General features: G+C 72.5%; 21 protein-coding genes and 1 pseudogene. 6 read left to right on the forward strand and 16 right to left on the reverse strand.

The features are described from left to right. Positions 1-19: 19 nt before the first annotated feature. Positions 20-2,254: a DUF1631 family protein gene (locus tag AAG689_RS04960; protein WP_406624981.1), complete on the forward strand. Its 2,235-nt coding sequence runs from the start codon at positions 20-22 to the stop codon at positions 2,252-2,254. A gap of 2 nt (positions 2,255-2,256) precedes the next feature. Here AAG689_RS04960 and AAG689_RS04965 read toward each other — a convergent pair whose 3' ends face one another. From AAG689_RS04965 to AAG689_RS05005, 9 genes are all read right to left on the reverse strand, one after another. Beyond that, complete coding sequence (locus AAG689_RS04965) at positions 2,257-3,588, reverse strand: TAXI family TRAP transporter solute-binding subunit (protein WP_034691359.1); 1,332 nt, start codon at positions 3,586-3,588, stop codon at positions 2,257-2,259. Between the two features lie 2 nt (positions 3,589-3,590). Beyond that, entirely contained in the window at positions 3,591-4,595 is a 1,005-nt protein-coding gene (locus AAG689_RS04970; protein WP_406624982.1) for a P1 family peptidase, read from the reverse strand. Between the two features lie 138 nt (positions 4,596-4,733). Then, complete coding sequence (locus tag AAG689_RS04975) at positions 4,734-5,078, reverse strand: copper-binding protein (protein ID WP_406624983.1); 345 nt, start codon at positions 5,076-5,078, stop codon at positions 4,734-4,736. 5 nt (positions 5,079-5,083) lie between these two features. Beyond that, positions 5,084-5,572 (reverse strand): DUF411 domain-containing protein, encoded by a 489-nt coding sequence (locus tag AAG689_RS04980; protein ID WP_406624984.1) that lies wholly within the window; start codon positions 5,570-5,572, stop codon positions 5,084-5,086. 25 nt (positions 5,573-5,597) lie between these two features. After that, positions 5,598-6,092, reverse strand: a complete 495-nt coding sequence (locus AAG689_RS04985) for a plastocyanin/azurin family copper-binding protein (RefSeq protein WP_406624985.1) — start codon at positions 6,090-6,092, stop codon at positions 5,598-5,600. Between the two features lie 17 nt (positions 6,093-6,109). After that, positions 6,110-7,492 carry a multicopper oxidase family protein gene (locus AAG689_RS04990; protein ID WP_406624986.1) on the reverse strand — a complete coding sequence of 461 codons (1,383 nt, stop codon included), beginning with the start codon at positions 7,490-7,492 and terminating at the stop codon, positions 6,110-6,112. Between the two features lies 1 nt (position 7,493). Beyond that, positions 7,494-8,891, reverse strand: a complete 1,398-nt coding sequence (locus AAG689_RS04995; protein WP_406624987.1) for a TolC family protein — start codon at positions 8,889-8,891, stop codon at positions 7,494-7,496. Further along, positions 8,888-9,193 carry a hypothetical protein gene (locus tag AAG689_RS05000; RefSeq protein WP_406624988.1) on the reverse strand — a complete coding sequence of 102 codons (306 nt, stop codon included), beginning with the start codon at positions 9,191-9,193 and terminating at the stop codon, positions 8,888-8,890. Before AAG689_RS05000 ends, AAG689_RS04995 begins: the two co-directional genes overlap by 4 nt. A 69-nt stretch (positions 9,194-9,262) precedes the next feature. Next, a complete protein-coding gene (locus AAG689_RS05005; protein WP_406624989.1) occupies positions 9,263-9,634 on the reverse strand; it encodes a hypothetical protein in 372 nt (123 codons plus the stop codon). Between the two features lie 147 nt (positions 9,635-9,781). On the opposite strand from AAG689_RS05005, the gene AAG689_RS05010 reads away from it, so the two are divergent. Continuing rightward, the gene (locus AAG689_RS05010) at positions 9,782-11,011 is read left to right on the forward strand and encodes a hypothetical protein (protein ID WP_406624990.1); all 1,230 of its coding nucleotides are present in this window, start codon (positions 9,782-9,784) and stop codon (positions 11,009-11,011) included. Positions 11,012-11,121: 110 nt separating this feature from the next. Here AAG689_RS05010 and AAG689_RS05015 read toward each other — a convergent pair whose 3' ends face one another. Both AAG689_RS05015 and AAG689_RS05020 read right to left on the reverse strand, forming a co-directional pair. Then, entirely contained in the window at positions 11,122-11,751 is a 630-nt protein-coding gene (locus AAG689_RS05015) for a YitT family protein (RefSeq protein WP_406624991.1), read from the reverse strand. Positions 11,752-11,894: 143 nt separating this feature from the next. After that, complete coding sequence (locus tag AAG689_RS05020; RefSeq protein ID WP_406626294.1) at positions 11,895-13,895, reverse strand: heavy metal translocating P-type ATPase; 2,001 nt, start codon at positions 13,893-13,895, stop codon at positions 11,895-11,897. A gap of 62 nt (positions 13,896-13,957) precedes the next feature. Here AAG689_RS05020 and AAG689_RS05025 point away from each other — a divergent pair, with 62 nt between their 5' ends. The 4 genes and pseudogenes from AAG689_RS05025 to AAG689_RS05040 all read left to right on the forward strand — a co-directional run. Beyond that, positions 13,958-14,401, forward strand: coding sequence for a Cd(II)/Pb(II)-responsive transcriptional regulator (locus tag AAG689_RS05025; RefSeq protein ID WP_020230254.1), 444 nt, complete (start codon positions 13,958-13,960; stop codon positions 14,399-14,401). Positions 14,402-14,500: 99 nt separating this feature from the next. After that, the gene (locus tag AAG689_RS05030) at positions 14,501-15,310 is read left to right on the forward strand and encodes an MlaE family ABC transporter permease (RefSeq protein ID WP_406624992.1); all 810 of its coding nucleotides are present in this window, start codon (positions 14,501-14,503) and stop codon (positions 15,308-15,310) included. A 2-nt stretch (positions 15,311-15,312) separates the two neighbouring features. Continuing rightward, a complete protein-coding gene (locus AAG689_RS05035) occupies positions 15,313-16,296 on the forward strand; it encodes an MlaD family protein (protein WP_406624993.1) in 984 nt (327 codons plus the stop codon). A gap of 196 nt (positions 16,297-16,492) precedes the next feature. After that, positions 16,493-17,062, forward strand: a pseudogene (locus tag AAG689_RS05040) (hypothetical protein); the annotation flags it as partial. 347 nt (positions 17,063-17,409) lie between these two features. Here the strand turns inward: AAG689_RS05040 and AAG689_RS05045 are convergent. The 5 genes from AAG689_RS05045 to AAG689_RS05065 form a co-directional block, all read right to left on the reverse strand. Continuing rightward, complete coding sequence (locus AAG689_RS05045; RefSeq protein ID WP_406624994.1) at positions 17,410-18,600, reverse strand: helix-turn-helix transcriptional regulator; 1,191 nt, start codon at positions 18,598-18,600, stop codon at positions 17,410-17,412. A 145-nt stretch (positions 18,601-18,745) separates the two neighbouring features. After that, positions 18,746-18,811 (reverse strand): hypothetical protein, encoded by a 66-nt coding sequence (locus tag AAG689_RS05050; RefSeq protein WP_406626295.1) that lies wholly within the window; start codon positions 18,809-18,811, stop codon positions 18,746-18,748. Continuing rightward, positions 18,811-20,316, reverse strand: a complete 1,506-nt coding sequence (locus AAG689_RS05055; RefSeq protein WP_406624995.1) for a hypothetical protein — start codon at positions 20,314-20,316, stop codon at positions 18,811-18,813. The genes AAG689_RS05050 and AAG689_RS05055 overlap by 1 nt, the downstream gene beginning before the upstream one ends. 88 nt (positions 20,317-20,404) lie before the next feature. Next, positions 20,405-21,892 (reverse strand): NAD(P)H-hydrate dehydratase, encoded by a 1,488-nt coding sequence (locus AAG689_RS05060; protein ID WP_406624996.1) that lies wholly within the window; start codon positions 21,890-21,892, stop codon positions 20,405-20,407. A gap of 13 nt (positions 21,893-21,905) precedes the next feature. Next, positions 21,906-23,153: an FAD-dependent oxidoreductase gene (locus AAG689_RS05065; RefSeq protein WP_406624997.1), complete on the reverse strand. Its 1,248-nt coding sequence runs from the start codon at positions 23,151-23,153 to the stop codon at positions 21,906-21,908. Positions 23,154-23,227: the final 74 nt, after the last annotated feature.

The raw sequence follows: 23,227 nt of genomic DNA on the forward strand, positions 1-23,227 counted from the left end.
TTTCTTGCATTCCCTCACCATGTCCCTTCCAGCGTCCCGCGCCAGAACGGTTTTTCGCGCATGCGTCGTCAATGCCGTCCGGGAAAGCGAGACACTCATCGGGAAATTGATCGAAGTCACGCGTAACGCGCTGACCGAGGAGGAATCGAACGGCCGCGACGTCCGTCAGCGTGCGCTGGTGGGCGATGCGCTGCGCCAGCTCCAGGGGCATGCGGCGACGCTGGTCAAGGGCTACCCCACGGCGCTGCTGGAAATCTTCGCCGAGGGGCCGTCGCAGCCCAAGGCGCGCCAGGGCCGGGATGGCGGCATGGATTTCGGCGAGCTGGCCTTGATGGACGACGCCGACGTCATGGCCCAGGTGGAGCTGTCGCGCGCGCAGCAGATCGCCGTGCATGCCACCGAGGCCTCGCTGGCCGAGCTCAACACGCTGGTGAGCGCTGCGCAGGGCCTGCACAGCGTGCAGCCGGAAAGCAACCCCTTCCGCCCCGAGAACTACATCCGCGCGCTGCAGCAGGTCGTGAGCGAGACCGGCGTGTCCGGCGACGTGCGCCAGCTCTGGATGCGGCACATGCGCGAGCAGCTGGGCGCGCTGCTGGTCGACACCTACCAGCGCGCCGCCGAGAGCCTGCGCCAGCATGGCGTGGAGCCCGTAGGCTATGCGGTGGCGGGCGCTGCGGGCGTTCCGCGCAGCGCCTACGGCGGCTATGCCGGCGGCGGTGCTGCTGCGGGCTACCCGGCGACGGCCTACGGCGCGGAGGCGGGCGCGCGCAGCGCCTATGGCGGCGGCTATGGGTCAAGCTGGGGCTCTGCCTCCGCAGGCGTGCCCCTGGCGCCCGAGGCCGAGGAGGCCCTGCTCACCGTGGGCATCCTGCGGCAGATGCTGGCCGGCGGGGGTGACCCGTTCGCCTACGACGCCATGCGCAGCGGCCACGCCCCGGTTGGCGGCGTGCCGGCGATGGTGCCCGTGGCGCCTCCCAGTGGCTACCTGCCGCCTGCCGCAGCGGAAGCCATGGAGGACATCGCGCAGCTCGAACGCCTGGTGGGCCGCCTGTCGGCCGCGCAGGCGGCACCCGTGGCCACCGGCTGGAACAGCGGCATGGCGCCGGCTGCCGCCGCGGTGCCGGCCTCGCCCGCGCGCACGGCGCACGAAGTGGTGGGCCGGATGATGGAGAACATCGCCCAGGACTCGCGCCTGCTGCCCTCGGTGCAGCGCGCGGTGCAAAGCCTGGAGCCCGCGCTCAAGCAACTCGTGCTGCACGACACGCGCTTCTTCTCCGACGACCAGCACCCGGCGCGGCGGCTGCTCGACGAGCTGACCCAGCGCAGCCTGGCGTTCCGCAGCGAGGATGCCCCCGCGTTCAGCCGTTTCATGCGGCTGGTGGATGAGGTGGTAGGCCATCTGTCCGCCGTGGAGATCCGCGACGCCGCGCCGTTCGACCACGTGCTCAAGGCCCTGGAAAAGGCCTGGACGGCCCAGGAGCGCCAGCAGCGCGAGCGCCGCGAGGCCAAGCAGCGCGAGCTGTTGCAAAGGGAGCAGCGCGAGTTGCTGGCCGAGCAGTTCGCGGCCGGATTCCGTGCGCTGCCCGATGCGGCCGGCGCGCCCGAAGACTGGCTGGCCTTCGTCACCGGCCCGTGGGCCGATGTGGCAGCGCTGGCGCGGAGCAGCCAGCAAGGCGGCGAGGGCGACCCGGGCGGCTGCCAGGCCCTGGCGCCCCTGCTGCTGCGCTGCGCACAGCCCGACCAGCTGCGCGCCGACCCCGACGGCCTGGGCGCCGCCCTGGCGAACATGGCGCCTGCCGTGCGCCAGGGGCTGGAAAGCATCGGCCATCCTGCCGAACGCATCGCCCAGGTGCTGGAGTGTCTGGCGCAACTGCAGCAGCAGGCGCAGGAATACGCGGCCGCCGTGCCTGCGGACGAGGCGCAGGACGCAGAGCCGCCGCCGCCCGCCGAGCCGCAAGTGCCCGAACCCGCCCCGGCCGAGCCTGCTGTGGCGGGCCCCGTCCTGCGCGTGGGCCAGTGGGTGGAGGTGGTGAACAACCAGCGCGTGGTGCGCACGCAGCTCACCTGGTGCAGCCCGCACAACACGCTGTTCCTGTTCACCGGGGCCGATGGCAGCACGCAGTCCATGACGCGGCGCATGATCGACAAGCTGGCGGCGGAGGGAGCGTTCAAGCTGCTGTCCTCCCAGCCCGTGGTCGCGCGCGCCCTGAGCGACGCGAAGAGCGGCGGCAGGTCCAAGCCCAAGGCGCGCTGAGCCTACGTGCGCGGCAGGCGCTTGCGCACCAGGTGGATGTGGTTGCGCAGCGCGTACAGCTCGTCCGCATAGGACAGCGGCACGCTCACCTTCTCCACCTGCGCCTCCAGCCGGTCCAGCCGCTCGCGCAGTTCCTCGGGCGTGGCGCGGGCAGCCTCCAGGTCGTCCTCCACCTCGCGCAGGTGGCCGTACCAGCGGAACACGCGCGAGCGCACCCGGAACTGGTAGAGCGGCGGCACCACGCGCGACAGCGGCAGCATCACGGCCAGCAGCAGGCCCAGCACCAGCCACATGCGCTCGACGAGGTTGGCGATCCAGAACGGCAGGTAGCGCTGCATCAGCGGCGCGGGTTCGTTGATGGCGCGCTCGCCCTCCTTGGCGATGGGCAGCTCGGCGTGCCGCGTGTTGGGGAACTCGCGCGCGCGGTTGAACCAGCCCGCGCCGCCGTGGATGGTCTGCGCCGCCTGTGCGAAAAGCTGCAGCAGCGCGGGGTGGGTGTCCTCGCGGGCCAGCAGCGAGGTGGTGGAGGCCACCAGCCGTACGTCGCGCGGCGGCACGTTGGCCGCCAGGTCGACCACGCCGCGCGGCAGCAGCACGGGCGTGAGGAAGGGGAAGCGCCGGCTGTACGCCTCGTTCTGCGCGAAGCCCATGAGCTGCACGCCAGGGGTCTGCAGCAGCATCTGCACCATCAGCGACTCGGGGGCCGAGGCGAACACCAGCGCGTCCAGCCGGCCCGCGAGGAACTCCACCGTGGCCGGCGTCTGCTCCATCTGCGTGAGCGTGAGCGCACCGGGGCTCACGTGGTTGGCCTCCAGCAGCCGTTCCATCAGCGTAGGCACGCCGCTGCCGGGCGACCCCACGTTCACGCGCAGGCCGTGCAGCCGGTGCAGGCCGCCCTGCTGGCCCGCGGGCTGGATGCGCCGCGCGACGCCTTCGCGGTAGAACAGCCAGATGGGCTCGACGAACAAGCTGCCCAGCGAGACCAGCGCATCGCTGTCCTCGGGCCGCAGTTCGCCGGTGCCGCCCTGCACGAAGGCCAGGTCCGCGCGGCCCTCGCGCAGCAGCTGCAGGTTGGACGAGGAGCCGTCGCTTTGCAGCAGCTCCACCTCGATGCCGTTGGCCGCCAGCGCATCGCGGTAGCGCTGGCCGAAGGTCTCGTAGGCGCTCTGCGCGGGGCCGGTGGCCAGCACCACCTTGCGCGGCGGCGTGGGATTGAGCCACCAGTAGGCCGCGACCGCCAGCCCTACGCCCAGCAAGGCCAGCGGACCGGCGGAAACCAGCAGGTCGCGCAGCGACAGCAGCAGGGTGCGCAGACGGCGCGACATGCGTCCCATGCTCAGCGCGCCAGGTCCGCGTGGCAGGGCAGCACCAGCCCCTCGGCCGTGGTGAGCGTGCGTGCGGCCAGGACGGCGCGCACGGTGGCGCGGGCCACGGCCTCGGCCGCCATGGCGGCCAGCACCAGCATGCCGGGGTGGCGCGGGGCGCGGCTGGTGGCCAGGGCGAACAGCGTGTCGCCGTCGAGCTGGGTGTGCGCGGGGTTGGTGGCCCGCGCCAGGCCGTCGTGCCCCGCCACGGCCAGGCGCTGGGCCTGGGCCTTGGTGAGCGCGGCGTCGGTGGCGATCGCGCCGATGGTGGTGTTGGTGCCCGCCAGCAGCGTGTGCGGCGGCTCGCCGCGCAGCAGCGCTCGGCGGATGTCGCGCAGGGCGCGGCCGTCCTCGGTGCGCGCACCGGCCAGGGGGAGGCCGGTGTCGGGATCGACCACGTCGCCCACGGCGTTGCAGGCGATCAGCGCGCCCACCGTCACGCCGTCCACGGTGACGGACGCGCTGCCCACACCGCCCTTCATGGCGTGCTGCATGCCGAAGACCTTGCCCACGCAGGCGCCCGTGCCCGCGCCCACGTTGCCCTCGGCGGGCGGCGCGCTGATGGCGGCGGCGCAGGCGGCGTAGCCCGCGGCGGCGTCGGGCCGCACGCGCGCGTCGCCCACGTGCAGGTCGAACAGCACGGCGGCGGGCACGATGGGCACCAGGCCGGCGCCCACGTCCAGCCCCACGCCGTGCTCCTCCAGCCAGCGCATGGCGCCCGAGGCCGCGTCCAGCCCCCAGGCGCTGCCGCCCGAGAGCATCACGGCATGCACCTGCTGCACGAGGTTGGCGGGCTCCAGCAGGTCCGTCTCGCGCGTGCCGGGCGCGGCGCCGCGCACGTCCACCCCGGCCACGGCGCCCGCGCGGGCGATGATGGCGGTGCAGCCCGTGGGGCGGCGGGTGTCGGTGAAATGGCCTACCTCGATGCCGGGCACGTCGGTGATCGCGCCGCAGCGGTGGTCGGTGGGATGGGGCATGGTGCGGCAGTGCTGTGGAAGGAAGGCGCAACCATAGCCGAAGACGCGCGGCCTGGCGGGAGAGGCCGCGGGTTTCGAGTCAAATCAGGCTGCAGCGCTTGAGGGGCAAGCGCAAGCAGCTATCGAAGAATGAGCGAGTCAGCGCACCGCCTCGATGCGCGTGACCACCAGCGCGCCGCCGGCGTCGCGCGCCTGGAAGCGCACCGCGTCGCCCGGCTTGAGCGCGGCGCCCTGCGCCGGGTCCTCCAGCGTGAACACCATGGTCATGGGCGGCATGGACAGGGGCTTGATCTCGCCGTGGCGGATCGTGACCTTGCCCGTGCGGGCATCCCAGCGGGTGACGACGCCGTCGGACCATTCCTGGGCCTGCGGCGCAGCGGCGGGCGGCGCGGCGTGGTCATGGCCGTCATGCACCTGGGCGATGGCGCCAGCGGCGGCGCACTGCAGCGCGATGGCCGCGAGAAGAGGGCGGAAGAAGGGCATGGCGGTCAACGGTAGCTGGTGAAGACGCGGGTGGAGACGTCGCTGTTCATGAGGTTCTTGGTGACCAGCAGCACGTCGTACGGGTCCTTGCGGCCCTTGTACTCGGGGCCGTCCATGCCGGGGCTGCCCACAGGCATGCCGGGCACGGCTAGGCCCAGGGCCTTGGGCTTTTGCTGGAGCAGCTTGCGCACGTCGGCCGCGGGCACGTGGCCTTCGAGCAGGTAGCCGCCGGCCAGCGCCGTGTGGCACGAGCCCAGGCGCGTGGGCAGGCCCAGCCGGGCGCGCACGGCGGCGTTGCCCGTCTCGTGCACGGTGACGGCGAAGCCGTTCTGCTCCATGTGCGTGACCCAGTCCTGGCAGCAGCCGCAGCTCGGGTCTTTCCAGACCTCCACGGCGGTCTTGGGTGCGCTGGCCAGGGCGGGCAGGGCGGCGCCGGCGATGCCGGCGGCGAGTGCGGCCATCCATTGGCGGCGGCGGGGGCGGAAGGTGTGCATGGGGGGACTCCGGAGGTGAAAGAAATCAGGGCGTGACGGTGAAGGTGCCGCGCATGCCGGCCTCGTAGTGGCCGGCGATCAGGCAGGCGAAGTCGAAGCGGCCGGCGCGGTTGAAGCGCCAGACCAGGTCCTGCTGGCGGCTCGGCGCCACGTGGGCCATGTGGGGCTCCTCGTGCTCCATGCCGGGGTGCCGGCGCATGGCCTCGGCATGCGCGTCCAGCGTGGCCGGCGTGCCCAGCACCACCTCGTGCAGCACCTGGCCCCGGTTCTCCACGCGCAACCGCACGGTCTCGCCGCGGCGCACGCTGAAGTGCGACGGCGTGAAGCGCATGTCGTCCGTCATGCGCAGGGTGATGGTGCGCCGCGCGTCGCGGGCCTGGCCGGCAATGCCCCAGTCCTGCTGCTGCGGGGCGAGGGCCGCCGAGGCCGCATGGCCGCCGTGCGCAGCGGATTCGTGGCCAAAACTGGCTGTAGCGCACGCCCATAAAGCGCAAGCAGCTATGAATTTGAGAGTTTTCATCGGAGGGTTTCCAGGAATCAATGGTGGTTGTGGTGGCCGCCCTCGGGCTTGCGCACGCGGGGCGCGCCGGGGGCCTGGCCGGGCAGGGCCTGGCGCGGGGCCGCGGCATCGGCAGGCGCGCCGGTCCATTCGCGCGCCACGGTGTCGTGCGGGTGCTGGAAATCGCCCGGGTCGCGCCAGTCGTTGGCACCCAGCCCCTTGCGCACCTTGAGCGTGGTGAACATGCCGCCCATCTCCAGCGGGCCGAAGGGGCCGGTGCCGGTCATCATGGGGTGGGTGTTGTCGGGCAGCGGCATTTCCATGGCGCCCATGTCGGCCATGCCGCGCTCGCCCATCACCATGTAGTCGGGCACGATCTTCTGGATCTTGCCGACGAGGCCCCGGTGATCCACTCCGATCATGGTGGGCACGCCGTGGCCCATGGCGCCCATGGTGTGGTGGCTCTTGTGGCAGTGCAGGGCCCAGTCGCCGGGCTCGTCGGCGATGAATTCGACCTGGCGCATCTGGCCCACGGCGACGTCGGTGGTCACCTCGGGCCAGCGCGCGCTTTTGGGCACCGGGCCGCCGTCGGTGCCGGTCACCTCGAACTCGTGGCCGTGCAGGTGAATGGGGTGGTTGGTCATCGTCAGGTTGCCCACGCGGATGCGGACACGGTCGCCCTGGCGCGCCACCAGCGGGTCGATGGCGGGGAACACGCGGCTGTTGAAGGTCCAGATATTGAAGTCCGTCATCTCGTTCACGCGCGGCGTCATCGCACCCGGCTCCACGTCGTAGGCGGCGAGCAGGAAGGCGTAGTCGCGCTGCACGTCGGCAATCAGCGGGTGCCTGCCCTTTGGGTGCGTGATCCACAGGCCCATCATCCCCATCGCCATCTGCACCATCTCGTCGGCATGCGGGTGGTACATGAAGGTGCCGGGGCGGCGCGCCTCGAATTCATAGACGAAGGTCTTGCCCGGCGGGATGTGCGGCTGCGTGAGGCCGCCCACGCCGTCCATGCCGTTGGGCAGGCGCTGGCCGTGCCAGTGCACCGTGGTGTGCTCGGGCAGGCGGTTGGTGACGAAGATGCGCACGCGGTCGCCTTCCACCACCTCGATGGTGGGGCCGGGCGATTGGCCGTTGTAGCCCCACAGGTTGATGAAGAAGCCGGGTGCGGCTTCGCGCACCACGGGCTCGGCCACCAGGTGAAATTCCTTGACGCCGGCGTTCATGCGCCACGGCAGCGTCCAGCCGTTGAGCGTGACCACGGGGCGGTAGGGGCGGCCGTTGGGCGGCGCCAAGGGCGCGGCGGTGTTGGCCGAGGATTGCGAGGGCGCCTCGGGCAGCGCGGCCAGGGCCGCACGGCCGACGGAGGCGGCGGCCACGGCGGTGGCCGCGCCGGAGAAGAAGTTGCGGCGGTTCATGTCAGGGGCTTTCGGGGAGTGCCACGCCGGACGACGTGTCGGGCGAGGTGCCGGTGAGGGCCAGTTGCAGGTCGGTATCGGCCAGCCAGAAGTCGCGCTGCGCCTCGGTGGCCGTGGCGACGGCCTGCGCGGTGTTGCGGGCCTCGGCCAGCAGGTCCCACACGCTGATGAACATGCCGTTGTAGCGCAGCACGGCTTCGTCCTGCATGAAGCGCGCGAGCGGCAGCACCTCGGCCTGCTGCTGGCGGGCCAGGTCCCACGCGGTGCGGTAGCGCAGCCAGTGGCTGCGGGCTTCGCTGCGCGCGCGCAGGGCGGCATTTTGCAGTTGCGCGGCGCCGCGCTGCAGCTCGGCGCGCGCGCGGCCGGTGGCGGCGCCGCCCCAGTCGAACAGCGGCAGGGGTACGTCCAGCTCCCAGCCGCGCGTGGTGTCGGCGTGGCCCGTGGCGCGCTCGGTGGTGGTGTTGCGGCTGTAGCTCAGGCCCACGTCGCCCAGCACCGCGCCCAGGCCGGCCCAGCCGTTGCGGTCGGCCAGGGTGTCCAGGTCGCGGCGCAGCGCGCGCAGATCCAGGCGCTCGCGCAGGGCGGTGGCTTCGGCGTCCTGGCCGCCCTGCAGGCCGCTCGCTTCGGGCAGGGCGGGCAGCAAATCGGGCAGGGTGAAGTCGGCTTGCATGCCCCACAGGCCCATCAGGCGCGCGAGCTGTTCATGCTCCAGCGCGGCGTTCAGCCGGGCGCGCGCGAGCTGGGCGGCGGCCTCCTGGGTGATGGCGATCTCGCGCGCCTGCTGCAGCTTGCTGAAGTTGCCCGCGCGCGCCATGCGCTGGGCCAGCGCACTGCCGGCCTCGGCGGCTTCGTGCATGCGCTCGCGCGCGGCCAGCGTCTGCCGCGCGGCCACGGCGCGCAGCCAGGCGCGGCGCGTGTCGGCCGCCAGCAGCAGCACCTGCTGCGCGGCGTCCAGCGTGGCGCGCTCCATCTGCCAGCCGTGCCAGCGCGTGCGCCAGGGCAGTGTGACGAGCTGTGCGAGGCTGAAGCCGACCTGGCGCTCGATCTCGCGCTCGTGCCCGCTGGTGAAGCGGCCCAGCGTGAGCGTGGGGTTGAACAGCGTCAGCGCCTGGGCGCGCTCGGCGTCCTGCGCGGCCAGCCCGGCCAAGCGGGCCTGCAGGCCGGGGTTGTTCAGCAGGGCGATGCGCACGGCGGTGTCGGCGTCCACCGGCTGCCGCAGCCATTGGGCGATGTGGTCGCGAGCCTGTGCCTGGGCGGATGCGCCGGTGGGCGGCAATTGGGCATCGGTGGGCAGGCGTTGCTGCACATGGGCCTGCACGTCGCCGCGCAGGCCGTCGGGGGCCACGCTGGCGCAGCCTGCGAGCAGCGCCGCCACGGCCAGGGGAAGGAGGCGCTTCATGGCTGGTGTCCGTGGTGGTGGTCGTGGGGGGCGGCGGGGGCGGCAGGGGGAATGGGCTGCTGCGCGGCCTCCCAGCGCACGATGTCGGCATGGCCGCGCGGGAAGGTGGCGACGGCGGCGTTGGCGGCGCGCCAGTCGTCGGCCTCGGCGATCACGCTGCCGCTTTCGGGCAGGGGCGCGTGGCGCAGCGGTGCGGCGGGCGCGTCGGCTGCAGAGGCGGGCGCAGGCGATTGCGCTCCGGCGGACAGGGCGAGCGCGCCGGCGGCCAGGGCCGCGGCGGCGCGAAGGTGCGCAGTGCGCATGGGGTCATCTCCAGGAACAAGGACGGGCGCGCGCCCGCCATGCGGCGGACGCACCTCGGGTGTCGATGCTCAGGAAATGGGCGGCTTGATGGCCTGGGCGGACTGCGCGCTGGCGAAGTGCGCGCTGCCGTGCGGGTGCAATGCGCTATCGCCCGGAGGCAGGTGGGGCAGGGCGCCGTGCACGGCCGAGAAGGCGGAGTGGCAGATGCCGCAGGCCGAGCAGCCGGCCGGGTGGTCCGCATGGCTGCCCTGCGCGGCGGCCGTGGTGTCGCCACAGTGGGTGGCGGTGCTGTCCACCACCGCATGGTGGCCGTGGTGCTCCTGCTGTGCTTGCGCCTGGGGCACGGCTGGTACGGGCATTACGCCCATGGCCATGGCGTCGCCCAGCAGGCCGCGCAGGACCAGCAGCAGAACGAGGCCCAGGGACACAACGCGGCGCATGGTGGGAATGATACCGGCGTGGGGCTTGGGTTGCTCCAAGGGCCTTGAAAGAGAGGGGCGTCAGCGCGCCCTGAGGGCGCATGAGAATAATGCCATCACTTGAATGGACGAAAAACATCGCAGGCGGTGTCTTCAAAGGAGCTTCTCATGCATTCGTTTCTTGACCTACGAACCCGCGCTTGGCGACCAGCGGTTGTGGCTATCAGTCTTTTCGTCGCCGCCTGTGGAGGCGGCGGAGGCTCGGATGCTCCGGCGCCGCAGCCCGAGCAGCCGCAGCCACCTGCGCTCAGCCTGTTTTCCGGCGCCGCCGCCATTCCCGGCAGCCAGGATGGCGCTGCCGCCGATGCGCGCTTTCGCAGGCCGCTGGCGCTGGCTATCGCACCTTCGGGAGCGTTGTATGTGGGGGACCTCAATCCCAGTGGGCAGGCCTTGCGGATCATGGATGAAGATGGTGCCGCCAGTTCCGTGCCGGTGAGGAGGACGGATGACTTGCGGAACATCGGGCCTTCATGGCGGGCGATGGCCGTGGACGGGCAGGGCAATGTCTATACGGCCTCGGAAGCCATGCTTCGCGATGACCCGCGTGCGGTTTTCAAGATCACCCCGGCCGGGGACGCCGCGGTGCTGGCCGATCTGTCGGCCTGGATAGGGCCGTTCAGCCGTACCGATGGTGCCTATACCTACGACTACCACTACAAGGGTGCCATCAACGGTTTGGCGGTGGATGCCTCTGGCAATGTGTACGCCTCGGGCGTCAATGGCGTCATCCTGCGGATAGACCCGCGCGGCGGGGCCGCCGTGTTCGCCGGCAGCCCGGGTGTTCTGGGGCATGTCGATGGGAATGCCGCCGACGCGCGCTTCGGTGTCCTGGGGAACATGGCCTTTGATCCGGCGGGCAACCTGTATGTGGTGGATGGTCTGCATGACGGCATCACCGGCATCGGCCCCACCATCCGCAAGATTTCGCCCGCAGGCATGGTCAGCACCGTTGCCGGCCGCGCTGACCAGCCCGCCGGGCTTGCCGATGGACCGGCTGACAGCGCCCGTTTCTCGGGGGCGGAGCGGACCAGTTGGATGCATGGGTTCACCAACCAAGGGGAGGACTTCGGCAACTACCCCGTTGCGTGGGGCGGGACGGCCAGCCTGGCCTTGGACGGCAAGGGCAACCTGTACGTGACCGACCCGGTCAACAGCGTAATCCGCCAGATCACGCCGAACGGCCAAGTTTCCACGGTCGTGGGGCAGGCCGGGCAGCGGGGCTTTGCAGCGGGACCGCTGCCGGGCGTGATCGACTTGCCTGTGGGCATTGCCGTGCGGGGCTCCAGGCTGTACTTCACCACTGGCAGTGCGGTGGCGAGGGTGGGACTGCCGCAATAGCAGGAGCAGCTGCGTGATCGGGTGAAATTGGCCGCTAGCGCTTGACCAGCAATCGCAGGCAGCTATTAAAACAGGAGTTAGCTCCCGATCACGCTCCGAGCACCCAGCGCTCAGCAGGGTGTTCCCATGTAGCGCCCCGGCCGGTGGTTCATCGCCAGCACCAGGTTCAGCGCGACGGCGCCCGCCACCGACCAGAGCACGCGCATCGGCTCCACGGTGGCCAGGGCCAGCAGCACGATGCAGCAGTCCACGGCCATCTGCACCTTGCCCGCGCGCCAGCCATGGCGGTCCTGCAGGTACAGCGCCAGGATGCCCACGCCGCCCAGGCTGCAGCGGTGGCGGAACAGCACCAGGAAGCCCATGCCCATGATGAGCCCGCCGGTGAGCGCCGCATAGAGCGGCTGGAACTGGCTGATCTGCAGCAATTGCGCCTGCAGCTCCGACAGCACCGACAGCAGCGCCACGGCCGCGAAGGTCTTGAGCGTGAACTCCAGCCCCAGCTTGCGCAGCGCCAGCCAGTAGAACGGCAGGTTGAGCGCGAAGAACAGCTTGCCGAAGCCGATGCCCGTGGCGTAGTGCAGCACGAAGGCCAGCCCGGCCATGCCGCCGGTCAGCAGGCCCGCGCTGGCCAGGAAGGCCACGCCCACCGAGATCAGCGTCACGCCCACGCCGATGGCCACCGCGTCCTCGGTGCGGGAGTGGGGAACGGCGGCGGGAGCGGCGGCGGTGCGGGAGGACATGGCGTGTGTTGCGGGCGCGCGATTGCACCACGGCGCTGCGGCAGCCTGCCTTGCGGTGGATCAAGGCGGGCCGCCGCCAGGGCGCCGGATGCTATGGAAAGGAGAGCTGCTTGCGCTTGTGAGATAAGCGCTAGGAGGCGATTTTATTCCGAACCCGCCCAGCGCCGCAGGCGCAGCCCGTTGGCCACCACCAGCAGGCTCACGCCCATGTCAGCCACCACCGCCATCCACATCGTGGCCTGGCCCATGAGGGCCAGCGCGAAGAACACCGCCTTCACGCCCAGCGCCAGCGCGATGTTCTGCCACAGCACGCGGTGGGCGCGGCGCGAGAGGCGCACGGTGTCGGGGATGCGGCGCAGGTCGTCGTTCATGAGCACGACGGAGGCCGTCTCCATGGCCATGCCGGTGCTGTGCGCTCCGCCCATGGCTATCCCTAAGTCGGCGCGGGCCAGGGCCGGGGCGTCGTTGATGCCGTCGCCCGTCATGGCCGTGGGGCCGTCGGTGCGCTGCAGCGCGGCCAGGGCGTCGAGCTTGTCCTGCGGCAGCAGGCCGCCGCGCGCGTCCTGGATACCGGCCTCGCGCGCCACGGTCTGCACGGTGGCGGCGTTGTCGCCGGAGAGCACCACGGGGCGCACGCCCACGGCCTGCAGCTGGGCGACGGCTTCGCGCGCATGGCTGCGCAGCGGGTCGGCCACGGCGAAGAGGGCGAGCACGGTGTCGTCCCGGGCCAGCAAGGTGACGGTGCGGCCCTGCTGCTCGTGCGCCAGCAATGCCTGCTCCAGCGCGGCGTCGGCCAGCCCCATCTCGCGCACCAGGCGCAGGTTGCCCAGCACGTGGCGCCGGCCGTCGATGGTGGCTTCCACGCCGCGCCCGGGCAGGGCGCGCACGTCCTGCGCGCCGTGCGCCTCCTGCGCCGGCAGGCCGGCGGCGATGGCGCGGGACACGGGATGGTCGGAGCGGCTGGCCAGCTGCCATGCGGCGGCGGCGATGGCTGTGCCATGGGTGCCGTCCTGGCCGCCCAGCACCTGCCAGTCGACGAGGGTCGGGCTGCCGGTGGTCAGCGTGCCGGTCTTGTCCAGTGCGATGGCGCGCAGGCTGCGCGCGGCCTCCAGCGCGCTGCCGCCCTTGATGAGGATGCCGCGGCGCGCGGCGGCGGTGAGGGCGCTGACCACCGTCACGGGCGTGGAGATGACCAGCGCGCAGGGGCAGGCGATGACCAGCAGCGCCAGCGCCTGGTAGGCGGCCTGCAGCCAGCTCCAGCCCAGCAGCGGCGGCGCCAGCAGCGCCAGCAGCAGGGCCAGCACGAAGACGATGGGCGTGTAGACGGCGGCGAAGCGGTCCACGAAGCGCTGGGTGGGCGCGCGCGAGGCCTGCGCCTGCTCCACCGCGTGCACGATGCGCGCCAGCAGCGTGCCGCCAGCGCGGGCGGTGACCTGCATCAGCAGCTCGCCGTGCTGGTTGACGCTGCCGGCGTACAGCGGGTCGCCCGGCGCCTTGTCGGCCAGCTGGCTTTCGCCGGTGATGGGGGCCTGGTTGACGGCGCTCTCGCCCTCGGCCACGGTGCCGTCCAGCGGCACGCGCGCGCCCGGCGCGATGCGCACATGCGCGCCCAGAGGCACCTGCTGCACCGGCGTGCGCACGGCGGTGCCGTCCGGCTGCAGCACGTCGGCGGTTTCGGGCGCGAGATCCAGCAGGCTGCGGATGGCGTTGCGCGCGCGGTCCATGGCGCCGTCCTCGATGCGCTCGGCCGCCACGTACAGGGCCATGACCATGGCCGCCTCGGGCCACTGCCCGATCAGGAAGGCGCCCGTGACGGCCACGGCCATGAGCGCGTGGATGCCCAGGCGCAGACGTGCTAGGTCCTTGAGCCCCGCGCGGTACACCCCCAGGCCCGCGAGCGCGATGGCCGCCACGGCCAGCAGCATGCCCGGCGTTTCCTGCTGCAGCCAGTGCGCGGCCTCGGCGCCCATGGCCAGAGCCAGCGCCGCGGCGATGCGCGGCCAGCCGGGCAGGGCGCCGTGGTCGTGGCCGTCATGGCCCGCGCCGGCGCTGCAGGCGCAGCCGCCGCAGGCGGCGGCGGGAGATGCGGCGGCCTCGTGGCCGTGCGCGTGCCCATGCGCGTGGCCCGGGGAATGGGGGGGGATGGGAGGAGTGGCTTTGGGTCATGCCATGATTGGAAACCTTGAAGTTGCTTGAAGGTCAAGCCATGCAGCACCGCATCGGAGACGCCGCCCGCCTGTCGGGCGTGCCTGCCGCCAACATCCGCTACTACGAGAAGGAGGGCCTGCTCGCCGCCCAGGCGCGGGCCGACAACCGCTACCGCCTCTACAGCGACGACGAGGTGCACCGCCTGCGCTTCGTGCGCCTGTGCCGGGCCATGGACATGTCCCTGGATGAAGTGCGCACGCTGCTCGCGCTGGATGCAGGAGGCACCGCCGACGGCCACGCCGCCTGCGCCACGCTGGACGAGCACCTGGGCCACGTGCGCACGCGCCTGGCCGAGCTGCACGCGCTGGAGCAGGAGCTGCGCGCGCTGCGCGGCCGCTGCGACGGCACGGGCGGGCAGTGCCACGTGATCGAGGCGCTGCACGCACGGGCTGACGCCGAGCCCGTGCCGCCGCCCGCGCCGCTGGCGCGGCGCCATGTGTGACTGCATTGCTATTCGATTGATAGCTGGTTGCGCTTGATGGATGGGCGCTGCGGGGCTTTTTGATACATGGGAACACCCTGGCTCGCCTATGATGCGCGCATGAACGCGGCCCCCCTGATCCTGCCCCTGCCCGAGCGCGCCTGGCGCGTGGCGCGGCGCTGGGCCGTGGCGTGGTGGCGCATTCTCTACCTGGGTGCGGTGGTCATGGTGCTGATGCTCTCGCCCTCCAGCTACTCGCGCGCCACGCGCTGGCGGCTGGCGCGCCATATGTACCAGGACACGGCGCCCATCCTGCTGGGCTTCACCGTGCTGGCGGCGCTGTTGTGCCTGGTCATCACGCGCATCGTGGTGGTGACGGCGCAGAGCTACGGCCTGTCGCGCTATGCGCTGGAGATGGTGATCCGCGTGCTCGTGCTGGAGCTGATCCCGCTTACCGCCGCGCTGTTCGTGGCCATGCGCGCCACCATCCCCAACGGCACGCAGCTCGCGCTGATGCGCCAGTCCGGCCGCCTGGAGGCGTTGCGCCAGCGGGGCGCCGACCCGGTGCGCATGGAGCTGATGCCGCGCGTGGTGGCCGGGGTGTACGCCAGCATCACGCTGGCGGCGCTGTCGTGCGTGGTGGCGCTGGTCATGGCCTACCTGGGCGTCTACGGCTTCAACACCGCGGGGCTGCCCGGCTACACGCGCATGTTCGGCCAAGTGTTCACGCCGCAGATCACGCTGGTGTTCGCGCTCAAGACCGTGTTCTTCAGCCTGGCGGTGGCGCTCATTCCCATGGCGGCCGGGCTCTACGAAAGCGGAGACGCGGGGCGCGCCCTGCAGCCCGATTCCGAGCTGGGCGGGCTGGCGCGCATGTTCGCCGTGCTGCTGCTGATCGAAGTCGCCTCGCTCATGGGCAACTACTACTGACGATGAACGACCCCCGTACTCCCACGCCCGATGGCGAACTGCTGCGCCCCGTGGCCCACCTGCGCGCCAAGGCGGCGGCGCTGCTGCTGTTCACGCTGCTGCTGGTGGCGGGCTCGGTGCTCTATCTGCTCTATGCGCGCGGCGCGTTCGAGCCCACGCAGCGCCTGGTGCTCACCGCCGACGACTCCGAGGGCGTGGCCGTGGGCATGGACATGACCTTCTCGGGCTTCCCCATCGGCCGCGTGCGGCGCATCGAGCTGGCGGGCGACGGCAACGTGCGCATCCTGGTGGACGTGGCGCGCCGCGATGCGCACTGGCTGCGCCAGTCCAGCGTGTTCACGCTGGTGCGCGGCATCGTGGGCGGCACCACCATCAAGGCCTACAGCGGCATCCTCACCGACCCGCCGCTGGAGGATGGCGCCGAGCGCCCCGTGCTGCGCGGCGACGCCACGGCGGAGATCCCGCAGCTCATGTCCAACGCGCGGCAGCTGCTGGAGAACCTCAACGCGCTCACCGCGTCGGATTCGGCCCTGGGCGGCGCCGTGGGCAACGTGCGTGCTCTCACCGAGCGGCTCAACGCGCCGGGCGGCGCCCTGGGCGTGCTCATGGGCAACGAGCAGGACGCGAAGAAGATCGTCACCACCCTGGAGCGCACCAACCAGCTGCTGGCTCGCATCGACGGCATGGCCGCCAAGGCCGACAGGCAGGTCTTCGGCGCGGGTGCCGATCCCGGCCTGGTGCCGGAGGTGCGCGCCGCCGTCGTGCAACTCCATGCCCTGCTGGCCGATGCTCGCCAGAGCCTGACCAAGGTGGACGCCGTGCTGGCCGAGGCCCAGGCTGTGGGCGCCAACGCCCGCGAGGCCACCACCGACCTGGGCCTGCTCCGCGCCGAGGTGGAGGCGAGCCTGCGCAAGGTGGAGGGCCTGGTCAACGAAGTCAACCGCAAGTGGCCCTTTGCGCGCGACACGGAGCTGAAGCTGCCATGAAACAACACCCCCTGAGTCGCTTCGCGCCTTCTCCCCGCTCTCGGCTTTGCCGGGCAGGGGAACGCAGCCAGCGCGGCGGGGCGGCGCGGCCGGCTCAGGCCCTTGCGCGGCTGCCCGCGTATGGGCTGCGCCAGCGGTTCTGCTGGCGGCATTGTTGGCCGCCTGCGCCTCCAAGCCCCCGGTGCCTGACTGGCAGATGAACGCCCACGGTGCCGCGCAGAAGGCGGTGGAGGCCTACCTGTCCGGGGACAGCCGCGTCGCCGACCTGGAATGGGCCCGCGCACGCAGCGAGGTGTCGCGCACCGGCAGCCCCGCGCTGCTGGCGCGCGTGGAACTGCTGCGCTGCGCTGCCCAGGCCGCAAGCCTGGAGGTCGCGCCTTGCGACGCCTTCGAGCCCCTGCGCGCTGATGCCGGCCCTGCCGAGGCGGCCTATGCCGACTACCTCGCCGGCCGCGCCACCGCGCAGCAGGCCGCGCTGCTGCCCGAGCCCCAGCGCGCGGCCCATGCCAGCGTGGCCGCCATCCCGGGCATCGCCGACCCGCTCGCGCGCCTGGTGGCCGCAGGCAGCGCCCTGCGCGCCGGCCGTGCCACGCCCGAGACCCTGGTCGCCGCCACCGATGCCGCCTCCGCCCAGGGCTGGCGCCGGCCGCTGCTGGCTTGGCTGCTGCTGCGCGCCGATGCCGCCGACCAGGCGGGCGACGCTTCTTCGGCCGCCGCGCTGCGCCGCCGTATCGCGCTGGTGGAGAGCGGCGGGCAGAAAAAAGCCGCCCGTGAGGGCGGCTCAAGGAGGAGACATCGGGAAATCGGGTCAGTCGAAGACTTCGGCGGGTACCAACTGGTCGAGCTGGCTGTGTACCTGCGAGTCGGCCGCCTGCGCCGTGTGGCGCGGCTCCAGCGTCATGCCGTAGGCCGCCAGGGCCAGCAGCACGGTGAGGGCGAAGGTGGCAGCGGCATGCGATCCAGGGCGGCGACGGCGGTTCATGGCGGAAACCTCTGAAAGGGCAGGTCGAAAACGGGTATGCCGCTATTGAACCAGCGCCACGCCGCGCGCTGTGTCAGACAGTCTTGACAGAGGCTTGTGGCACCCAGGTTTGAAACCGCACTTACACCCCGCTACAACCGCACCGGCGGCACGCTGCCCAGCAGCCGGATCAGATCCTGCTGCCGCACCGTGCCCGTCTTGGCGAAGATGGCCGAGAGCTGCGAGCGCACCGTGCTCACCTTCACGCCCAGCGCGCCGGCCATCTGCGCCGGGCTGGCGCCGCGCAGCAGCAGCGGCAGCACGCGCGCCTCGGCCGCCGACAGGCCGAACAGGCGCGTGACGAAATCAGCCACGCCTTCGGGCGCATGGCCCTGGCGCGTGAGCAGCAGCATGCAGGCGCCGGGCTGGGCGGCGCGCGCCTCGCCGCCGGCCTGCGCGCGTTCCTCGATGGGCAGCGCCAGCGCCATCAGGGCCTGCGGCCCGTCGCCCAGCACCAGGCCGCCGCCCTGGCCGCGCGCGGCTGCATGCACCAGCCGGCCCAGCGCGTCGCGGGCTTCCACGCGCACGGGCAAGCTGCCCATCCACTGCGCCAGCGCCGGTGCGGCCGCCAGGGCGCGCGCGGCATGGTTGGCGTAGAGCGCCTGCGCTGCGGGGTCGAGCATCACCAGGCCGAAGTCCAGCGCATCCAGGAAGCGATGCAGCAGCGACACCTGCTCCTGCAGCCGGCGCGTGGTCCAGTGCAGGTCGAAGGCGCGCAGCATGTGCGGGTAGAGCAGGTGCAGCCGTTCCACGTCGCGCGCGTCGAAGTCGGGCTGGTCCGGGTGGCGGAACAGGTTCAGGATCATCGGCGGCGCCAGGCCCGGCACGCTGCCGTCGGAAACCACCGCCGTCAGCATGTGCTCCACGGGGTACAGCAGCATGTATTCGCGGTAGAAGCGGCTGGCGCACAGCACGGGCGCGGGCACGAGGTCGGTGCCGCGGAAGATGCTGCCCTGCACCAGCACGTTGCGCGCCATGCACGCGTGCAGCCAGGGGTTGTGCTGGATCCAGTGCTCCGCGTAGGCGCGTTCCAGCGCCTCGGGCAGGTTCCAGGCGGCATAGAAGCTCGCCGCGTGCGGGCCCTGGCCGTAGGTGGTGCACCAGCAGGCCACGTCGGCCTTCAACGCCTGGGCGATCGCCTGCACCACGCCATGCCAGGCTTCGTCGCGGCCCACGGCGCCGTACAGGGCGGTCTGCACGCGGTCGAAGGCGGCGAGCGACATCTCGCCGTCCTGCACCAGCGGGGCGGCCGCGTTCGTTGTGGTCTGTGCCGACTCTGCCATCAGGCCCTCGCTCTCCCGGCCCGCCGCGGGCCGGCCACCGGCGATTGTGCGGCCGGCGCCGACACGCGCAAACCGGTGTCCAGCGGAGATATGTGTATAAAAATTGCCTCCAGCGCTTGTGTACCAAGCGCAAGCAGCTATTTAATCAATAGCGGTTGGCTTGCCCCAGACGGCGTGCGCCCAGCGCCGCGCAGGCCAGCGCCAGCAGCATCAGCGCCCATTCGCTGAGGGTGGGGATGGCTGCCGTGGCTCCGCCGCCGCCGGGGGGCGCGGCCAGGGGGTGACGGGTCCGGCCTGCGCGCTCGCGGGGCCGGGGCCGTGGCTGCTTTGGGCCGTGGCGGTGCAGTCGTATGCCGTGCCGGGCACGGCGGTCACGGTGAGCGGGCTGGCGCCGCTGGCCTGCACGGCGGCGCCGCCGCCCACGGGGGTGCAGGTGGCGGTGTAGCCGGTAACCCCCGCGCCAACGTCGGCGGGCGCGGCGATGGCGAGCGCGATCCGGGCCGGGCCGGGCGTGGCGACGGTGATGGCGGGCGCGCCGGGCAGGTTGACCAGCCGTTCGATATGGGGGTGCGTGCCGCCGCCCGCCGTGGTGAAGTTGCCGATGACGACGAGGCTGTGGTCCGCCTGCTCCACCACGTCGTACAGCCCGACTCCCAGGGCTGGTGTGAAGGCCACGTTCAGCGTGGTGTCCACTACGCCGGCTCCGCCGGTGTTGAAACGCGCCAGCCCGGTGATGGGCTCGCCGCCGAAGGACGTGAAGCTGCCTGCCGCCAGCACGGTGCCGCCGCCCAGGGCCACCAGCCGGTTGACTGAAGACCCCGTGGTGACGCCCAGGGTGAACGTGGGCGTGTCGGCGCCGCTGCTCACGTTCAGCAGCGCGAGTCGGCTTTTCGTCGCGCCGCCAATGTTGGCGAAGCTGCCGCCCGTGAGGATGCCGCCGCTGCCGGTTTCCAGGATGGCGGTGTATACGGTGGCATTGGCGTCAGGGTTGAAGCTGTTGTCCAGCGCGCCCGCGCTGTTCAGGCGCGCGATGCGGTTGCGCGTGGTGCCGTCCACCTGCGTGAACTCGCCCGCGATGAGGATGTCGGAGCCGTCGAGCGTGATGTTGCGCACCATGCCGTTGATCTGCAGGTCGGGGAAGGTGCTGTCGAAGCTGCCGTCCACGTTCAGGCGGGCCAGCCGGGCATGGGTGGGGTTGCCGTCCACGGTGACGAAGTCGCCGCCGATCAGGAGCTTGCCGTCGGCCTGCACGGCCATCGCTGCGACGCCGCCGCCGCTCAACGTGGCAGGGGGCGCAAAGGCCGTGTCCAGCGTGCCGTCGGCCAGCAGGCGGCCAAGGCTCGCGCGCGGGACGCCGTTGAGCGCGGTGAAGCCGCCGCCCACGAAGATGGAGTCGTCGCTCTGGACGAGCAGCCGGTAGACGCTTGCGCCGGCGTTGATGTGAGCAGTGAAGGCCGTGTCCAGCGTGCCGTCGGCATTCAGCCGGGCGAGGCGGGTGCGCGGCTGGCCCGATGCGGTGTCAAAGGCGCCGCCGATCACCAGTTGGCCGGCGGACTGGCGCGCCAGCGCGTTGATAGAGGCGTCGGTACTGCCCTGCCAGGTGGGGGCCGCCTGCCATGCGGCCTGGGCAGGGGCGGCGGCCAGCAGGGCCAGCGCGGCCAGGGCGGGGGCGGCGCGCCGCACGGCACGAAAAGAACGCGAAACGGTGGACTGCACGGTGTTTTCCCCTCATGGAACATGAACGCGGCGATGGTTGCAAACGCCGCGGGGAAAAACATCCGTCAAATGAAGGAAAGCGCGCGGGTCATCCCGGACGCAGCGCCTGCGCCAGCCGCGAGGCCGTCAGCGCCCGGGCGGGCGGCCAGGCGTCGGCCGCCGCGCCGTGCAGCCAGCAGGCATGGGCGGCGGCGGTGAAGGCATCGCCGGGCATGCGCGCCAGCAGCGCGCCGGCCAGCCCGGCCAGCACGTCGCCCGTGCCGCCGGTGGCCAGCAGCGCATTGCCGGTGGGGTTGACGAGCGGCGTGTGCCCTGGCGCGGCGATCACGCTGCCGGAGCCCTTGAGCAGCACCGTGCAGCCGAAGCGGCCAGCGAGTGCCTGGGCGGCGGCGAGGCGGTCGGCCTGCACGGTGGCAGTGTCGGTGCCCAGCAGCCGCGCGGCCTCGAGCGGGTGGGGCGTGAGCATGGTGGCCGGGCCGCGCGCCTGCAGCAGGCGCTGGAGCGCGCCGTCGGCCGCGATGGCGTTGAGCGCGTCGGCGTCCAGCACCAGGCGCCGGGCCTCGCGCAGCACCTGCGGCAGCACGGCGGTCACGGCCGCGCCGCCGCCGCAGCCGCAGACCACGGTGAGGCGGGCGAGGTCGAGCGCATCCACCCGGCGCAGCATGATCTCGAGTTGCTGTGCGAAGGCGGCGGTGGCTCCGCAGTCCAGCAGTGCCGCCATCACGCGCCCCGCGCCGCCGTGCAGGGCCGCGCTGGCCGCGAGCAGCGCCGCGCCGGTCATGCCCATGCCGCGTGCGTGCAGGCCCTCGCCGCCGACCACGGCCACGTCGCCGAAGCTGCCTTTATGGCTGGCATGCGCGCGGGCTGCGCCGTGCGGCGCACCGGCCAGCCAGGCCGTGGGAGCGTGGGGGGCGGGCACGCCCAGGTCGTCGAGCCAGACGGTGCCTGCCGCGTCGCGGCCATGGGCGGTGAACAGGCCGGGCTTGAGGGTGAGCAGGCTCAGCGTATGGCTCTGGCTGGCCGGAGGCCGGGTGGGCGCGAAGCCCGGCGCCCACTGGCCGGTGTCTGCGATCAGGCCCGAGGGCAGGTCCACGCAGAGCGTGGGCGCGGCGTTGGTGCGCAGGTGCTCCAGCCACTGCAGCAGGCGCGGGTCGGGCGCGCGCGAGGAGGGCCCCAGGCCGATGCCGAGCAGCGCGTCCACGCACAGGTCCTGCGGGTCGAGGGCGGGCGGTGTGTCGATGAAGGGCACGCCCGCATCGCGCGCACGCTGCCACGAGCGGCGCGCATCGGGTGGCAGCGCGTCGGGCCGGCCCAGCCAGGTCACGGCCACGGGGTGGCCCGCGCGGTGCAGCAGTGCGGCGGCCTCCAGTCCGTCGCCGCCGTTGTTGCCGCCGCCGCAGGCGATCCAGATGCAGCGCGCGTGGGGCGCCAGGGCCAAGGCCAGCCGGGCGGTGGCCTGGCCGGCGCGCTGCATCAGCGTGTGGGGCGGCAGCGCGGCGGCAGCCGCGGCTTCGATGGCGCGCGTGGCGGCGGTGCCGTACAGGGCGTGGGGTTGGGCGGTGGGGATGCGCAGCATCGGCGCATTGTGGTCAGAAGCGGTTCAGGGCGAAAGGCTGCAGGTCGATGGCGGGTGCCTGCTGCGCGATCTGGTCGGCCAGGGCGCGGGCGCTGCCGCAGGCCTGGCTCCAGCCGCAGGCGCCGTGGCCGGCGTTGAGCCACAGGCCGGGCACACCGCTGGCGCCGATCACCGGGGCGCCGTCGGGCAGGGTGGGGCGGGCGCCCCGCCAGACCTGCACCTGGGGCGACGAGGTGAGCGCGCCGCCCGGGAACCAGCCCGACAGGGCGAGGTAGAGCGTCTGCAGCGTGGCGTCGCGGTGCATGCCGTCGCCATGGCCGATTTCGGCGCCGCCGGCCACGCGCACGCGCTGGCCCTGGCGGGTGATGGTGATGCGGTGCAGCGGGTCGATGACGGCGCCCTGCGGCGCGTGCGAGTCCTCGCGCAGCGGCGCGCTGACCGAGTAGCCATGCACTGCGGCCATCGGCAGGCGCAGCCCCAGGGGGCGCAGCAGGGCGGCGCTGGCCAGGCCCGCGCAGAGGACGACGGCGTCGGCGCGGCGGGGCGCATCCTCGCCGGCGATTCGCAGGCCGGCGGGCTGGGCCTGGAGCGCCTGCACGCGGGCGTTGAAGACGAAGCGCACGCCCAGCTCCTGCGCCACCTGGCGCAGGTATTGGGCGAACAGGCGGCAGTTGGCTGATTCGCCATCGGGCGCGTGCACGGCGCCGGCCAGCGGCACGTCGGTGCTCAGGCCGGGCTCGATCAGGCGGGCGGTGTCGGCGTCCACGTCGCGCAGGGCCACGCCGGCCTCGCGCAGGATGCGCAGCGCGGGCTGCACGCGCTCCACGTCTTCGTCCTTGCGCAGCAGCACCAGGGCGCCGCGGCTGGCCTCGATGTCCAGCTGCAGCCCTTCCGCGATCTCATGCGTGCGCGCCAAGCTGTAGCGCCCCAGGCGCTCCAGCGCCGCGAGCCGCTCGGCTGTGTCGGGACGGCGCCCGGCCTGGGCCCAGCGCCACAGCCAGGACAGGCCCTCGCGCCCGGCGCCGCGCACCAGGCGCAGCGCGGGCTCGCTGCCCAGCATCAGGCGGTGCAGGGGGCCGCCGATGCCGGGTGCGGCCCATGGAATGAGCAGGGACGGGGCCAGCAGCCCCGAGTTGCCGAAGCTCGCCTCCTCGGCCGCAGCGCTGCGCTGCTCGTAGACGGTGACTTCATGGCCGTCACAGGCCAGTTCATAAGCGGTGGCCACGCCGACGATGCCGGCGCCCACGATGGCGATCTGCATGGGTTTTTAGTGTTTTCGGGCTCCAGCGCTTACAGGGAAAGCGCTGGCAGCTATGCATTTTGATGTCCATTGCC

The organism is Acidovorax sp. SDU_ACID1 (genome assembly GCF_045291395.1).
Classification (GTDB): Bacteria; Pseudomonadota; Gammaproteobacteria; order Burkholderiales; family Burkholderiaceae_C; genus MR-S7.